Here is a 14,922-nt window from a genome sequence, read left to right as displayed (position 1 = left end):
GTTTCGGCCCGCAATTACCGTGGATCGGCCGCGAAACGGCCATGATCCGGCGGGTCCGACGGTGCGACACCTTGCCTCGCGCCCCGGAGAGAGGCAAGCTCTCCACCCATGAGCCACGACCATTCCTCCTGCTGCGGCGGCCACGGTGACCACCACGGCCACGCCGACCATTGCAATCCTGCCGAGGGGCACCACCCCGCCGAGGGGCACGCCGACCTGTCCGGACCGCCGGAGGCGCCGATCCTCGTCGAGGTGACGCGCGGCGGCATGGTGGAATCCGTCCATCGCGGGCGCGCCTGCATCGTCGATTCCGACGGTCGTGTGCTGGCCCAGTGGGGCGACATCCAGGCGCCGGTCTACCCGCGCTCCGCCGTCAAGTCGATCCAGGCGATCCCGCTGGTCGAGACGGGCGCGCTCGACGCCTACGAGCTGGGCGACCAGGAGCTGGCGCTGGCCTGCTCCTCCCACCACGGGGAGATCCGCCACACCCGCATCGCCGAGGCCTGGATCAAGCGCATCGGCCTGACCGTGGACGACTACGAGTGCGGGGCGCATCTGCCGACCGACACCGAGACCGCCCACGAGATGATCCGCCACGGCGAGGCGCCGACCGCCCTCCACAACAACTGCTCCGGCAAGCACGCCGGTTTCCTGACCACCGCCCTGCACAAGGGCGAGCCGACCAAGGGCTACGTCCGCTTCGACCACCCGGTGCAGCAGCGCATCCTGGGGGTGATGGAGCAGATGACCGGCCAGGACCTGTCGCAGGCCCCCTGGGGCGTCGACGGCTGCGCCATCCCGACCATCGGCATCCCGCTGGGCGCCATCGCCTACGCCATGGCCCGCATCGGCGACCCCAAGGACCTGCCCGACTCCCGCGCCGAGGCGGTGACCCGCATCCGCCGCGCCTGGCGGGCGCACCCGCACCTGATCGCCGGCACGAACAGCTTCGACACCGGCATGATGCAGGCGGCGGGCGGTCTGGTGCTGGTCAAGGGCGGGGCCGAGGGCGTCGGCTGCGCCGTCCTGCCCAAGCAGGGCCTGGGCATCGCCCTAAAGATCGACGACGGCACCCCGCGCGCGCGCGAGGTCGCCCTGGCCGCCCTGATCCGCGCCACCAAGGTCCTGTCGGACGAGCAGTGGGCGCGGGCCGGCCAGCTCATCCACCAGCCGGTGACCAACCGCAACGGCCTGGAGGTCGGCGTGGTCCGCCCGGCGGAGGGCTGAAGGTCCGCAAGCGCGATCAAGCCGCCCTCGGCTAGGGTGCCGGGCATGGAGGACCCATGACCAAGCCCGACACCCTGCTGGACTATGGCCGCCGCATCGCGCGCGTCGTCGACCACATCGCCGCCCATCCGGACGAGCCGCTGGAGCTGGAGCGGCTGGCCGCCGTCGCCTGCTTCTCGCCCCACCACTTCCACCGCATCTACCGCGCCATGACGGGGGAGACGGTGGCGGACACGCTGCGGCGGCTGCGCCTGCACCGGGCCGCGGGCGACCTCGTGAAGGGCGGGGATGGCATGGCGCGGATCGCCCGGCGGGCCGGCTACGGCAGCGTCGAGGCGTTCACCCGCGCCTTCGGGCAGGTCTATGGGCTGAGCCCCGGCGCCTACCGGCGGCAGGGCCGTCTGGTTCCTCCACCCGACCAACCACCGGACGAGGAGCAAGTCATGCACGACGTCACCATCCGCGATCTGCCGCCGCTGCGCGTGGCCGCCATGGCCCACCAGGGCCCCTACATGGACATCGGCACGACCTTCGAGCGGCTGTACGCCTGGGCCGCGGGGCGCGGCCTCGTGAAACCGGACACGCGGTCCTTCGCCCTCTACTACGACGACCCGGAATCGGTTCCGGCGGACCGCCTCCGCTCCGAGGCGGCGTTGCTGGTCGACGGACCGCTCCCCGGGGACGGTCCGGTCCGCGCGCTCGACATTCCCGGCGGCCGGCACGCCGTTCTGATCCACAAGGGCCCCTACGCGGAACTGGAACGCCCCTACCGCTGGCTCTACCGCGACTGGCTGCCGGCGAGCGGCCACACGCCGGCCGACCGCCCCTGCGTCGAGGAGTATCTGAACGACTGCCGCAAGCTGCCCCCCGAGGCGTGGCTGACCGAGATCCGTCTGCCTTTGGCGTGAGAAGGCGGAGGGGAGGGCCTCCTCCCCTCCCCATCCCCCAACCCCGTTCCATTGATGCTATGGTCCGGCACCCGTCCACCTGACCGGTTGCCCGATCCATGAGCATCGACACTCTGCGCGCCCAGTACGAAGCCTTCCCCTATCCCGCGCGCAACCCCGCCGACGAGAAAAAGCGCCTGATCACCGGATCGCCCAGCCATCTGGACGAGGTGAACCACAACGTCTTCGGCGGGCGCCTCGACCACGCCAAGCCCCTCAGGGTGCTGGTGGCCGGCGGCGGGACCGGCGACGGGACGATCATGATCGCCCAGCAGATGGCCGACGCCGGCAATCCGGGGCGCGTCACCTACCTCGACCTCTCCGACGCCGCGCGCGACATCGCCGAGGCGCGGGCCAAGGCGCGCGGGCTGACCAACATCGACTTCCGCCGCGGCTCGCTGCTCGACCTCGGCCGGCTGTTGGAGGAGGGGGGACCGTTCGACTACATCGACTGCTGCGGCGTGCTGCACCATCTGGACGAGCCGGCGGCGGGCGTCCGCTCGCTGGCCGGGGCGCTGAAGCCGGGCGGCGGGATCGGGCTGATGGTCTACGCGCCGTACGGGCGCACCGGCGTCTATCCCATGCAGGCGGCGCTGCGCACCCTTGCGGCGGACCTGCCGCCGAAGGAGCAGGTGACGCTGGCCCGCCGGCTGATCGAGCGCCTGCCGACGTCCAACTGGCTGCTGCGCAACCCCTTCATCAACGACCACAAACAGGCCGACGCCGACCTCTACGACCTGCTGCTGCACTCCTGCGACCGGCCCTTCACCGTGCCGGAGCTGGCGGAGCTGGCGGGGGCGGGCGGTCTGGCCATCGCCGCGCTGGTGGACCCCTACCGCTACGACCCCGCCGTCTGGGTGAAGGACCCCCGCCTGCTGAAGCGGCTGGACGGGCTGTCCCGGCTGGAGCGCGCCGCCTGGGCCGAGCAGGTCACCGGCAGCATGACCAAGCACATCGCCTATCTCGTCCGCCCCGAGGACGCCGAGGGCGCGGTCGCCCGCCCGGACGGGCCGGAGGTGGTGCCGGTGCTGCGCGACCTCGACGGCGCCGCGGTGGCCAAGGGCCTGCCCCCCGGCGGCGTGCTGGAGGCCGAGCTGATGGGGGCCGTCGTTCCCCTGCCCCTGCCCCGTCTGGCCGGGCCGATCCTGGCGCGGGTGGACGGGCGGACCAGCCTGGGAGCCATCCACCAGGCGGTGGCGGAGAAGGCCGGGCCGCTGGCCTGGGACGCCTTCCTGGCGCAGTTCGTTCCGCTTTTCACGGCGCTGAACGGCGTCGGCAAGATGTATCTGCGCCGCTGAACGCGCCACGGCTTCCGGCGTCGCGGCTCCGACATGAAAAATCCGCCGCCGGGAGGCCCCGGCGGCGGAAGTTCATGGAGGAAACAACCAGGCTGCAAAGGGTGCTCAGTGGATGGTCTCGCCGTGCAGGGCGAGGTCCAGGCCGTCGCGCTCGACGTCCTCGTCGACGCGCAGGCCCATCACCACGTCGATGACCTTCAGGATGATGAAGGAGCCGACCGCCGAGTAGGCGATGGTGGCGAGGATGCCGTAGACCTGCGTCCAGATCTGGCCGACGTTGCCTTCCAGGGCGCCGGCGGTGCCGCCGATGGCTTCCTGGGCGAAGACGCCGGTCAGGATGGCGCCGACGATGCCGCCCACGCCGTGCACGCCGAAGGCGTCCAGCGAGTCGTCGTAGCCGAGGGCGCGCTTCAGGCCGGTGGCGCCCCAGTAGCAGACCACGCCGGAGACCAGACCGATGACCAGGGCGCCGGTCGGACCGACGAAGCCCGAGGCCGGGGTGATGGCGACCAGGCCGGCGACGGCGCCGGAGATGATGCCGAGGACCGAGGGCTTGCCCTTGGTGGCCCACTCGACCAGCAGCCAGGACATGGCGGCGGTGGCGGCGGCGATCTGCGTGACCAGCATGGCCATGCCCGCACGGCCGTCGGCGGCCACGGCGGAACCCGCGTTGAAGCCGAACCAGCCGACCCACAGCATCGAGGCGCCGATCAGGCTGAGCACGAGGTTGTGCGGAGCGAAGTTCTCGTTCGGGTAGCCCTTGCGCTTGCCCAGCACGATGGCGGCGACGAGACCGGCCACACCCGCGTTGATGTGCACCACGGTGCCGCCGGCGTAGTCGAGCACGCCGTCACCCGCCAGATAGCCGCCCGGACCCCAGACCCAGTGGGTGATCGGCGCGTAGACGATCAGCGACCACAGGCCCGTGAAGACCAGCATCGAGGAGAACTTCATGCGGTCGGCGAAGGCGCCGGTGATCAGGGCCGGGGTGATGATGGCGAAGGTCATTTGGAAGACGATGAAGACCGTCTCCGGAATGACGCCCGACAGGCCGTCCTTGGTGATGCCCGCCAGCATGAACTTCGACAGGCCGCCGAAATACGGGGTGCCCTCGGTGAAGGCGATGCTGTAACCGGCGAAGAACCACAGGATGCTGACCAGGCAGCAGATCGCGAAGCTCTGCATCACGATGGCCAGCACGTTCATCTTGCGGACCATGCCGCCGTAGAACAGGGCCAGACCCGGGATGGTCATGAACAGGACCAGCGCCGTGGCGACCAGCATCCAAGCCGTGTCGCCGCTGCTCAGGGTGGGCTCGGCCGCGGCGGCGGCCGCTTCCTGGGCGAGGGCGGCGGCAGGCAGACCGGCCAAGCCCAGAATCGCCGCCATCGTCGGCGCGGCGAGGGTGAAGAGACGGCTCATCGAGGCTCCTCTTTATTCGAATGCTTCTGGCCCGTTTCGCCCCGTCCCCGGTACAGACGGGGCGGCGGGAGGGGGCCGTGTACGCCGATTTGTCTTCAAGAAGCGTGCCAACCCGAAAGGGCTAGGAATCGCGGCGGTTGCGGCCTTTCGGATGACCGCAAAGCAGCATAGGACCCGAGTCGCCGGACGGAATTGCCTAGAAATTGAGCAGAAAACTGGACCCCCCAAAGCCTTGAGACGCGGCGTGATTCGCCCCTGGATTGCTGGTCGCCTGCCCCCCGTTCGGGCGCCGCGCGCCCGTTTCCCGCGCGCTTGCCTGTTTATTGTGCACACACATGCGCCCCAATTCCGCAAGACCGTTGGGCAGCCCCCCTCTATTTCCGGCCTGTTCCCCTCGGCCTATTGGCCCGCCCCCGGGAAATGTGGCACGGTCAGGTCTCAACCGGCGGAGCCGGACGGGACCGGGGACAAGCGGCCTCCGCCCACGCTGGTCCGCCGGACGCTTCCGGATGGCCGACAGCAAAAAAGAGAACCGAAAGGGGAGACACATGCTCGACAAACGGGATCTGCGGCTGGCGCCGCGCCGCGCCGTGGCCCTCGTCCTGGCCGGCGGCCGGGGCAGTCGGCTGAAGCAGCTGACCGACCGTCGCGCCAAGCCGGCCACCTATTTCGGCGGCAAGTTCCGGATCATCGACTTCGCCCTGTCGAACTGCATCAATTCGGGCTTCCGCCGCATCGGCGTGCTGACGCAGTACAAGTCGCACAGCCTGCTGCGCCACCTGCAGCGCGGCTGGAACTTCTTCCGCGGCGAGATGAACGAGTTCTGCGACCTGCTGCCGGCCCAGCAGCGCATCAGCGAGACCGCCTGGTACCAGGGCACCGCCGACGCGGTGTACCAGAACCTGGACATCCTGCGCGACCACGAGCCGGAATACATCCTGATCCTGGCCGGCGACCACATCTACAAGATGGATTACGGCGCGCTGCTGCTCGACCACATCGCCAAGAAGGCCGACGTGACGATCCCCTGCATCCAGGTGCCGCGCGCCCAGGCCACCGGCTTCGGCGTGATGCATGTGGACGAGACGCAGCGCGTCATCGACTTCGTCGAGAAGCCCGCCGACCCGCCGCCGATGCCGGGCAACCCGGACAAGTCGCTGGCCAGCATGGGCATCTACGTCTTCAACGCGCAGTTCCTCTACGACCAGCTGGAGCGCGACTTCAACGACCCCGCCTCGTCCCGCGACTTCGGCAAGGACATCATCCCCCATCTGGTGACCAGCGGGGCGCGGGTGATGGCCCACGACTTCGCCGATTCGGCCATTCTGAACGGCCACGAGTCCGAGCCCTACTGGCGCGACGTCGGCACCATCGACGCCTATTGGGAGGCCAACCTCGACCTCTGCCACGTCACGCCGCAGCTCAACATGTACGACCGCGAGTGGCCGATCTTCACCTACCAGGAGCAGCTTCCCCCGGCGAAGTTCGTCTTCGACGACGAGAACCGGCGCGGCATGGCGGTGGACAGCCTGGTGTCGGGCGGCTGCATCATCTCCGGTTCGCTGGTGAAGAACTCGTTGCTGTTCAGCGAGGTGCGCGTCAATTCCTTCAGCGAGCTGCACCAGGCGGTGGTCCTGCCGGACTGCGACATCGGCCGCCATTGCCGCCTGACCAAGGTGGTGATCGACCGCGGCGTGGTGATCCCCGAGGGGCTGGTCGTCGGCGAGGACCCGGAGCTGGACGCCAAGCGCTTCTACCGCAGCGAGGGCGGCGTCTGCCTGATCACCCAGGACATGATCGACCGCCTGCCCAAGGATTGACCCCTCGCATCCCCCTTCGCTCCCACGGGGCGAGGGGGCGGTGAGCAAGACCAAGAAGAAACCGAAAGACCCCGCCTCCATGCGCGTCCTGTACGTCACGCCGGAATGCTACCCCCTGGTGAAGACCGGCGGGCTGGCCGATGTCTCCGCCGCCCTGCCCCCCGCCCTGAACCGCGCCGGAGCCGAGGTCCGCCTGCTGCTGCCCGGCTATCCGGCGGTGCTGAACGGGCTGACCGACCTGCAGCCGGTCGGCGAGCCCCTCACCGACCTGCCCGGCGGCGCCCCGGCGACGCTGCGCATCGGACGGACGCCGGACGGGGTGCTGGCCTATGCGCTGGACGCGCCGGCGCTCTACGATCGGCCCGGCAACCCCTATCTGGGTCCGGACGGCAAGGACTGGCCCGACAACGCGGAGCGCTTCGCCGCCCTGTCCTGGTGCGCGGCGGGCTTCGCGGCGGAGGACGGCCTCGACCCGTGGTGGCGCCCCGACGTGCTGCACGGGCACGACTGGCAGACCGGCCTGATCCCGGCCTATCTGGAACTGCGCCCCGACCGCTTCGCCGGGCCGTTCCGGCCGGGCACGGTGACGACGATCCACAACATCGCCTACCAGGGCCTGTTCGGCGCCTGGATGATGAGCGACCTCGGCCTGCCGTCCGCCGCCTTCCGGATCGACGGGGTGGAGTATTACGGCGGCGTCGGCTTCCTCAAGGCCGGCTGCTTCTACTCCGACCGCCTGACCACGGTCAGCCCGACCTACGCCCACGAGATCCAGACGGCGGAGCACGGGTCGGGCCTGGAAGGGCTGCTCGCCACGCGGGCCGAGGCGCTGACCGGCATCCTCAACGGCGTGGACTACGACATCTGGGACCCCGCCACCGACCCGCACATCGCCGCCCGCTACGGCGCCGCGGACCTCGGCGGCAAGGACCTGTGCAAGGCCGACCTCCAGGCGACCTTCGGGCTGGACCGCCGGGCGGACGCCCCGCTGGCTGCGGTGGTCAGCCGCCTGACCGGCCACAAGGGGCTGGATCTGGTTCTGGAGGCGGCGTCGCAATGGATCGCCTGGGGCGGCCAGCTCGCCGTTCTCGGCAGCGGCGAACCGGCGCTGGAGGCCGGCTTCCGCCACCTCGCCACCTGGTACCCGAAGTCGGTCGGCGTGCGCATCGGCTACGACGAGGCGCTGTCCCACCGCATCCAGGCCGGCGCCGACCTGTTCCTGGTGCCGTCGCGGTCGGAGCCCTGCGGCCTGACCCAGATGTACGCGCTGAAGTACGGCACTTTGCCGCTGGTCCGCCGCACCGGCGGCCTGGCCGACACCATCGTGGACGCCAACCCGGCGGCGGTGAACGACGGCAGCGCGACGGGCTTCCAGTTCGTCAACGCCACCGCCCAGGAGCTGACCTGGGCGCTGCGCCGCGCCGCCGCCCTCTACCGCAAGCCGGAGCGCTGGCACGTCCTGCAGCAGCACGCGATGACCCGCGACTTCGGCTGGCACGGCCCGGCGGAGGAGTACATGGAGCTTTACCGCGCGGTGGCGCCGGTTCTCGTAGGGTGACGGAGGGGTCGAGGCGGGGGAGAGCGCCCCAGCGTGCTTTCCCGTTCGATGGAGGATCGACACCGACGCTGCAACGGAGCGCGTGACATCGCCATAACGGCATGAAACCCGCCACGCTTTCCCTTCCAGGTTGGGGCATCCCTGGTCTATTGTGCGCCCGATGGAACCTGCGCCGGACCACACCTTGAGGTCGTCGGGAAACTCGCGCCTTTCTTCAATCCCCGGGCGAGCCCCCCTTCCCTCCAAGCGTCCGTCCGTGCATGGCGCCATAGAACGTTGCCGGAAAATCAACCATCCCCCGGCGACAGCGACATCTGGGACGGCCCTATGCGGATTCTGAATTATTCCCTTCTTTGTCCCACCCGCGGGCGGCCGGATGGGCTGCAGCGGCTGATCGAAAGCGTCGCTGCGACCGCGGAGTCGGCGGAGCGGGTCGAAGTCCTGGCCTATGTCGACTCCGACGACTCCGCTTTGGACGACTACAAACGGATGTTCGAGGCGTTGGCCGAGGTCGGGGTCGAATTGCGCCGCTTCACGGCGCTGGTCGGCCCCCCGAAAAGCGTCTCCCTCTCCTGGAACGACCTCGCCGCCGCCTGCACCGGCGATGTCCTGATGATGGCCAACGACGATCAGGTCTACGTCCAGTCAGGATGGGACCATCGCCTGGACCAGGAAATCGCCAAGTTCCCCGATGACGTCTACTGCATGTGGTTCGAGGACGGCATCAATGGCGAGAAGCATTGCGCCTTTCCCATCGTCAGCCGCCGCTGGTATGAAACCCTCGGCTATTTCACTCCCGGCGTCTTCGAGTTCATCGCCAACGACACCTGGATCATGGACGTGGCGAAGCGGGTCGAGCGGCTGCATTTCATCAGCGACGTGACGGTGGAGCATCGTCATTTCTCGGTCGGGAAATCGGAACTCGACGAAACCTACCTGCGCCATCGCTCCGGGGAGAACCGCGAGAGGATCGCCCGCGACATGCTGATACTGGATCGCACATGGCCGGTGCGGCAGCGCGACGCCGACCGGCTCGCCGCCATCATCCGTTCCAACGGCGACCGTCCGGTCGAAACGGGAGACGCCCGATGAGGATCGGTGTGATCGGCCTGGGCAAGCTGGGCCTGCCCTGCGCGGTGGCGATGGCGCTGAAGGGCCATGACGTGATGGGATTCGACGTCCGTCCCGACGTGATGAACAAGGGGCGGCGCTCCTACACCGAAACCGGCCCGGACGGCTGCGAACCGTTCGACCCCTATCTCGAAGCGAGCAGCCTGCGGTTCGGAACGCTGGAGGAGGTCGTCGACCACGCCGACCTTCTTTTCATCGCGGTCCAGACCCCCCACGACCCCCTGTACGAGGGGATCACCCGCCTCCCCGACAGCCGGACCGATTTCCATTACGAGCATCTGGTGGCCGCCTGCCGCGACGTGGCGCGGGTGGCGTCGCGCGACACGGTGGTCGTCATCATCTCCACCGTCCTGCCGGGGACCATCCGCCGCCATGTCCTGCCCGTCCTGACGCCCCGCATCAAGCTCTGCTACAACCCGTTCTTCATCGCCATGGGCACGACCATGCGCGATTTTCTCCAACCGGAGTTCGTTCTCTTCGGTCGCCACGACCGGGAGGCCGCCGCGCTCGCCGAAGCGTTCTACCGCACCATCACGGACGCTCCGTTCTACGCCACCGCCCTCGAGAACGCCGAACTGATCAAGGTGGCCTACAACACCTTCATCGGCATGAAGATCGCCTTCGCCAACACGATGATGGAGGTGTGCCACAAGTTGCCGGGGACCGACGTGGACGCGGTGACGGACTGTCTGGCGTTGGCGTCCCGGCGGCTGATCAGCCCAAGCTACATGAAGGGCGGCATGGGCGACGGCGGCGGCTGCCACCCCCGCGACAACATCGCCATGTCCTGGCTGGCGCGCGAACTGGATCTCAGCTTCGACACCTTCGACGCCGTCATGAGGTCACGCGAGAAGCAGACCGAATGGCTTGCCGACCTGATGTGCGCCCACGAGCCGCCCAAGGTGATCCTGGGCTGGGCGTTCAAGTCCGATTGCGACATGGCCACGGGCAGCCCGGCCCTGCTGTTGCGCGCGATCCTGGAGGAGCGGGGCGTCCCGGTCACCCTGATCGACCCCCACATGGACTCCACCCCTCTCGTCGAGGACTCGTTGCCCGTCGCCACCTACCTGATCGGGGCGAAGCACAGCGCCTTTGCCGGTCTGCGCTTTCCGGCGGGCTCGGTGGTCCTCGATCCCTGGCGCTACATTCCGACCGATCAGGACGGCGTCCGCGTCATTCCGGTGGGGGTCGGGCCGGGCATCCCGTAACCCCGTCCGACGGCCTCACACCGGCACGGCCACGCAGTTCGAGGCGTCGGCGCACGGGAATTCCTTGGCGATTCGGTAACCGTTCCGTCCGGCCCAGTCGAAGAAGGCGTCCCTGTTGGCGCTCCCGACCTCGATGAACAGGATGGGCCTGTGGAGGGCGATCGTGTTCCGGGCGCCGGACAGCGCGTCCATCTCCATGCCCGCGACGTCGATCTTGATGAAGTCGACGCCCTCCCGGACGAGATCGTCGATGGGGTGGACGGCGACGCGCCCGTCCTCCGCCGGGACGAGGCGCGCCGCACCCAGGTTGGCCTCGTCGGCGACACTCACCTCGAAGGAACCGGTGCGGTCCCCGACGCCGCACTCCAGGACGGTGACCGTCGCCGGGTCGAGCCGGTTGATCTCCACGTTCTTCTTCAGGAAATGCAGGGCCGCCGGGTTGGGCTCGACCGCGATGATGCGGCGCGGCGCCATGAACAGGCCATAGTAGACGACGTGGTTCCCCACGTTGGCGCCGATCTCAAGGATCGACGACCCGGCGGGCACGAGACCCCGCAGACAGTCCAGTTCCTCCTGCTCGAAGAACACGCGGCGCAGGTAATGGCGATGGATCATGTCGAACGGGTTGGCGATGGCGAAGCCGACCTTCACGCCGGACACCACGAAGTTGATCACGATCGGGTGGTTGCGGAAGAACGTGCCGAACACCCGCGTCACGGCTTGGCGCCACCCGCCGCCATCGGCCGAGCGCGGGCCGGTGGAGTGGGCGCCGCGCCGGTTGATGAAGAGCGGCTGCCCGATCTTGCAGCATCGGTGCGTCCGCCAGAGTTCCAGGTAGTATTTGAAGTCCTCGCCGGTATCCATGGACTCGTCGAACGGGATGGATCGCGCGACGCGCGCGCGGACGAAATGCCCCATCTGCAACGTCAGATACGGATCGTTCAGGAGGATGTCGGACAAAAGGGTGGTCGCCCCCACCTGCTTTTCCCGCAACGTCACCACGTCCGATCCGTACCACTGCTCGGCGATCATCCCGAACACGGCGTCGACGTCCGCCACATGGCTGCGGACCGCCGCGAAGCCGTCGCGATCCATCAAATCGTCGGCGTCCAGGAAGAAGACCCACTCCGCACCGTGCTGGATGGCGTGCTCGACGCCGACGTTCCGGCACCGTGAGCGGCCGATCGCACCGTCCGGGTCGGGGATGCGCAGGATCATCACGTCGGAAAAGGGTCCCTGGTCGGCGCGGAACGCCGTCTCGACGGAGGCCGCCGCCTCTTCGGACAAACCGTCGTGCCCCGGCCCGACCGGGATGATCACCGCGCATTTCATGAATGATCCCCCAAGGGCACGCTTCGCGCCGCCATAGTCCATGGCCGGCGCGGGACGGTAAAGGGAAAAGGCCGGACGCCGCACCGTGCTGTGGGCGGCGCCGCGCAGGGCCGGCGCGCGGCATGGTTGTCGCCCGGCGGTTCACGGCATGGGACGCGAGGGGAGCCGCCCCACGGGCCGCGGCCGACGTCGGCCAAAGCCGGACCGTCACCCTTCTCCATTGCGCGCATCGTCCGTCCGCCCTATGTTCCGCCCCAAACCAGGGCTCCGGGCACCGATGACTGACCTTTCGCACATCCGCAATTTCTCGATCATCGCGCACATCGACCACGGCAAGTCGACCCTTGCCGACCGTCTGATCCAGCAGTGCGGCGGCCTCGATTCGCGCGAGATGCGCGAACAGGTGCTCGACAGCATGGACATCGAGCGCGAGCGCGGCATCACCATCAAGGCGCAGACCGTCCGCCTGCTCTACAAGGCCAAGGACGGGCAGCAGTACACGCTGAACCTGATGGACACGCCGGGCCACGTCGACTTCGCCTACGAGGTCAGCCGCAGCCTCGCCGCTTGCGAGGGCTCGATCCTGGTGGTGGACGCCTCGCAGGGTGTGGAGGCGCAGACGCTCGCCAACGTCTATCAGGCGATCGACAACAACCACGAGATCATTCCGGTCCTCAACAAGATCGACCTGCCCGCAGCGGAGCCCGACCGCGTGAAGCAGCAGATCGAGGACGTGATCGGCCTGGACGCCACCGACGCCGTGGAGATTTCGGCCAAGACCGGCCTGAACATCGACGCCGTGCTGGAAGCCGTGGTGCAGCGCCTTCCGGCGCCCCAGGGCAACGCCGACGGCGAGCTGAAGGCCCTGCTGGTCGATTCCTGGTACGACCCCTATCTCGGCGTGGTCATCCTGGTGCGCGTGGTGGACGGGCGGCTGAAGGTCGGCCAGAAGGTCCGCTTCATGTCCACCGGCAGCGCCCACGAGGTCGACCGCGTCGGCGTCTTCACCCCGAAGGCGCTGCTGACCGGCGAGTTGGGGCCGGGCGAGATGGGCTTCATCACCGCCGCCATCAAGGACATCACGTTGACCAAGGTCGGCGACACCATCACCGAGGACCGCCGCCCGGCGGCCGAGCCTCTGGCCGGCTTCAAGCCGTCCATCCCCGTGGTGTGGTGCGGCCTGTTCCCGGTGGACGCCGCCGACTTCGAACGGCTGCGCGATTCCCTGGGCAAGCTGAAGCTGAACGACGCCAGCTTCCATTACGAGGCCGAGACGTCGGCGGCGCTGGGCTTCGGCTTCCGCTGCGGCTTCCTCGGCCTGCTGCATCTGGAGATCATCCAGGAGCGGCTGGAGCGCGAGTTCAACCTGGACCTGATCACCACGGCGCCGTCGGTGGTCTACAAGCTCTACATGACCGACGGCACGGTGATGGATCTGCACAACCCGGCGGACATGCCGGACGTGATGAAGATCGACCGCATCGACGAGCCGTGGATCAAGGCCACCATCATGCTGCCCGACGAGTATCTGGGCGGCATCCTCCAGCTCTGCACCGAGCGGCGCGGCCAGCAGATCGAGCTGACCTACGCCGGCGCCCGCGCCATGCTGGTCTACCGCCTGCCGCTGAACGAGGTGGTCTTCGACTTCTACGACCGGCTGAAGTCGATCAGCCGCGGCTACGCCAGCTTCGACTACCAGATGGACAGCTACGAGGAAGGCGACCTCGTGAAGATGTCGATCCTGGTGAACGCCGAGCCGGTGGACGCCCTGTCGATGATCGTCCACCGCTCCCAGTCGGAGCGGCGCGGCCGCCAGCTCTGCGAGCGGCTGAAGGAGCTGATCCCGCGCCAGCTCTTCAAGATCGCCGTGCAGGCGGCCATCGGCGGCAAGATCATCGCCCGCGAGAGCATCGGCGCGCTGCGCAAGGACGTGACGGCCAAGTGCTACGGCGGCGACATCAGCCGCAAGCGCAAGCTGCTGGACAAGCAGAAGGAAGGCAAGAAGCGCATGCGCCAGTTCGGCCAAGTCGAAATCCCGCAGAGCGCCTTCATCGCCGCCCTCAAGATGGGCGACGAGTAAGCCTCGGTCCGGTGGTTGCATGATGGAAAGCGGGTCCGGAATGGCCCGCTTTCTTTTTGTCCACGCATCCCGGAGCCCACAAAAAGTCGAATGACTCGCCGCGCGGAATCGCCTATCACCCGGTCAGGCTTCCAAACGGATGATGTCCCGTGACACGCACTGTCATGTTTGGCCTGCCCGCCGCGGCCCTGGTCGCCGGCATCCTCGCAGGCTGCACCCCGAACTACTCCCCGAACACCTACGCCGCCAGCGCGACGCAGCAGGCGAACAAGGTGGAGCGGGCGGTCGTCATCGGGTTCCGTCAGGTCAAGATCAGCACCAACGGCACCGTCGGCGCGGTCACCGGCGGGGCCGCGGGCGGCGTGCTCGGCTCGCAGTCCGGCACCTTCGGCATCAACGCGGCGCTGGGCGCGGTCGGCGGCACGGCCATCGGCGGGCTGCTCGGCACCTCGATCGAGCATGTGACCGGCGACACCACGGGCTGGGAATACATCGTCCGCAAACCGGACGGCGAGCTTCTGTCGGTCACCCAGCGGGAAGAGAAGCCCATCGAGATCGGGCAGAAGGTGCTGGTCATCGCCGGCAGCCAGGCCCGCATCGTCGCCGACTACTCCACGGACCCGACGCCGGCCCCCGCCGCAAAGGATGAGGTGAGGGAGGCGGCCAAGGACGAGGTCAAGAACGAGGTCAAGCCCGCCGAGGCGATCGAGGCGAAGGAGCTTCCCGCCCCGACTCCGGCGGAACCGCCGGTGGACGCCCCGGCTCCGGCGGCCGCGGCTCCGGACAGCGCCGCCGCCCCGCTCCGTCTCACCCCGTCCGCGGCGCCGGTTGCGGCGCCCGCTCCCGAGCCGGCACCCGCCACCGCAACGCCCGCCGACAACACGCCCGCCCCCTGATCC

Annotated in this window: 11 protein-coding genes; 9 read left to right on the top strand and 2 right to left on the bottom strand. The window is 68.7% G+C overall.

Annotation, left to right across the window (positions count from 1 at the left end; genetic code table 11):
• The first annotated feature begins 108 nt into the window (after positions 1 to 108).
• The 3 genes from ABVN73_RS00455 to ABVN73_RS00445 all read left to right on the top strand — a co-directional run bounded on the left by ABVN73_RS00455 (position 109) and on the right by ABVN73_RS00445 (position 3,472).
• Complete coding sequence (locus tag ABVN73_RS00455) at positions 109 to 1,227, top strand: asparaginase (protein WP_353858448.1); 1,119 nt, start codon at positions 109 to 111, stop codon at positions 1,225 to 1,227.
• Between the two features lie 56 nt (positions 1,228 to 1,283).
• Complete coding sequence (locus ABVN73_RS00450) at positions 1,284 to 2,135, top strand: AraC family transcriptional regulator (RefSeq protein WP_353858447.1); 852 nt, start codon at positions 1,284 to 1,286, stop codon at positions 2,133 to 2,135.
• A gap of 98 nt (positions 2,136 to 2,233) precedes the next feature.
• A complete protein-coding gene (locus tag ABVN73_RS00445) occupies positions 2,234 to 3,472 on the top strand; it encodes a class I SAM-dependent methyltransferase (RefSeq protein WP_353858446.1) in 1,239 nt (412 codons plus the stop codon).
• 105 nt (positions 3,473 to 3,577) lie between these two features.
• On the opposite strand, the gene ABVN73_RS00440 is transcribed toward ABVN73_RS00445, so the two are convergent.
• Positions 3,578 to 4,894, bottom strand: coding sequence for an ammonium transporter (locus ABVN73_RS00440; RefSeq protein WP_353858445.1), 1,317 nt, complete (start codon positions 4,892 to 4,894; stop codon positions 3,578 to 3,580).
• Between the two features lie 548 nt (positions 4,895 to 5,442).
• On the opposite strand from ABVN73_RS00440, the gene glgC reads away from it, so the two are divergent.
• The 4 genes from glgC to ABVN73_RS00420 all read left to right on the top strand — a co-directional run bounded on the left by glgC (position 5,443) and on the right by ABVN73_RS00420 (position 10,611).
• The gene (gene glgC / locus ABVN73_RS00435; RefSeq protein ID WP_353858444.1) at positions 5,443 to 6,714 is read left to right on the top strand and encodes a glucose-1-phosphate adenylyltransferase; all 1,272 of its coding nucleotides are present in this window, start codon (positions 5,443 to 5,445) and stop codon (positions 6,712 to 6,714) included.
• Between the two features lie 79 nt (positions 6,715 to 6,793).
• Positions 6,794 to 8,272 (top strand): glycogen synthase GlgA, encoded by a 1,479-nt coding sequence (gene glgA, locus ABVN73_RS00430; protein ID WP_353858443.1) that lies wholly within the window; start codon positions 6,794 to 6,796, stop codon positions 8,270 to 8,272.
• Between the two features lie 327 nt (positions 8,273 to 8,599).
• On the top strand, positions 8,600 to 9,364 hold the full coding sequence (locus tag ABVN73_RS00425; protein ID WP_353858442.1) for a glycosyltransferase: 765 nt from the start codon (positions 8,600 to 8,602) through the stop codon (positions 9,362 to 9,364).
• On the top strand, positions 9,361 to 10,611 hold the full coding sequence (locus ABVN73_RS00420) for a nucleotide sugar dehydrogenase (RefSeq protein ID WP_353858441.1): 1,251 nt from the start codon (positions 9,361 to 9,363) through the stop codon (positions 10,609 to 10,611). The genes ABVN73_RS00425 and ABVN73_RS00420 overlap by 4 nt, the downstream gene beginning before the upstream one ends.
• 15 nt (positions 10,612 to 10,626) lie before the next feature.
• Here the strand turns inward: ABVN73_RS00420 and ABVN73_RS00415 are convergent, their stop codons facing one another.
• Entirely contained in the window at positions 10,627 to 11,943 is a 1,317-nt protein-coding gene (locus ABVN73_RS00415; RefSeq protein ID WP_353858440.1) for an FkbM family methyltransferase, read from the bottom strand.
• Positions 11,944 to 12,220: 277 nt separating this feature from the next.
• On the opposite strand from ABVN73_RS00415, the gene lepA reads away from it, so the two are divergent.
• Both lepA and ABVN73_RS00405 read left to right on the top strand, forming a co-directional pair.
• Positions 12,221 to 14,023, top strand: coding sequence for a translation elongation factor 4 (gene lepA / locus ABVN73_RS00410; protein WP_353858439.1), 1,803 nt, complete (start codon positions 12,221 to 12,223; stop codon positions 14,021 to 14,023).
• A gap of 149 nt (positions 14,024 to 14,172) precedes the next feature.
• Positions 14,173 to 14,919 (top strand): hypothetical protein, encoded by a 747-nt coding sequence (locus ABVN73_RS00405; RefSeq protein ID WP_353858438.1) that lies wholly within the window; start codon positions 14,173 to 14,175, stop codon positions 14,917 to 14,919.
• Positions 14,920 to 14,922: the final 3 nt, after the last annotated feature.

Source organism: Azospirillum formosense, assembly GCF_040500525.1.
GTDB classification, from domain to species: Bacteria; Pseudomonadota; Alphaproteobacteria; order Azospirillales; family Azospirillaceae; genus Azospirillum; species Azospirillum formosense_A.
This window is presented reverse-complemented; position numbering and strand designations above follow the sequence as displayed.

Bases quoted from the DNA above. Each gene is read 5' to 3' on its own strand.
- ABVN73_RS00455 (WP_353858448.1), top strand. From the start codon at position 109: ATGAGCCACGACCATTCCTCCTGCTGCGGCGGCCACGGTGACCACCAC.
- ABVN73_RS00450 (WP_353858447.1), top strand. From the start codon at position 1,284: ATGACCAAGCCCGACACCCTGCTGGACTATGGCCGCCGCATCGCGCGC.
- ABVN73_RS00445 (WP_353858446.1), top strand. From the start codon at position 2,234: ATGAGCATCGACACTCTGCGCGCCCAGTACGAAGCCTTCCCCTATCCC.
- ABVN73_RS00440 (WP_353858445.1), bottom strand. From the start codon at position 4,894: ATGAGCCGTCTCTTCACCCTCGCCGCGCCGACGATGGCGGCGATTCTG.
- glgC (WP_353858444.1), top strand. From the start codon at position 5,443: ATGCTCGACAAACGGGATCTGCGGCTGGCGCCGCGCCGCGCCGTGGCC.
- glgA (WP_353858443.1), top strand. From the start codon at position 6,794: ATGCGCGTCCTGTACGTCACGCCGGAATGCTACCCCCTGGTGAAGACC.
- ABVN73_RS00425 (WP_353858442.1), top strand. From the start codon at position 8,600: ATGCGGATTCTGAATTATTCCCTTCTTTGTCCCACCCGCGGGCGGCCG.
- ABVN73_RS00420 (WP_353858441.1), top strand. From the start codon at position 9,361: ATGAGGATCGGTGTGATCGGCCTGGGCAAGCTGGGCCTGCCCTGCGCG.
- ABVN73_RS00415 (WP_353858440.1), bottom strand. From the start codon at position 11,943: ATGAAATGCGCGGTGATCATCCCGGTCGGGCCGGGGCACGACGGTTTG.
- lepA (WP_353858439.1), top strand. From the start codon at position 12,221: ATGACTGACCTTTCGCACATCCGCAATTTCTCGATCATCGCGCACATC.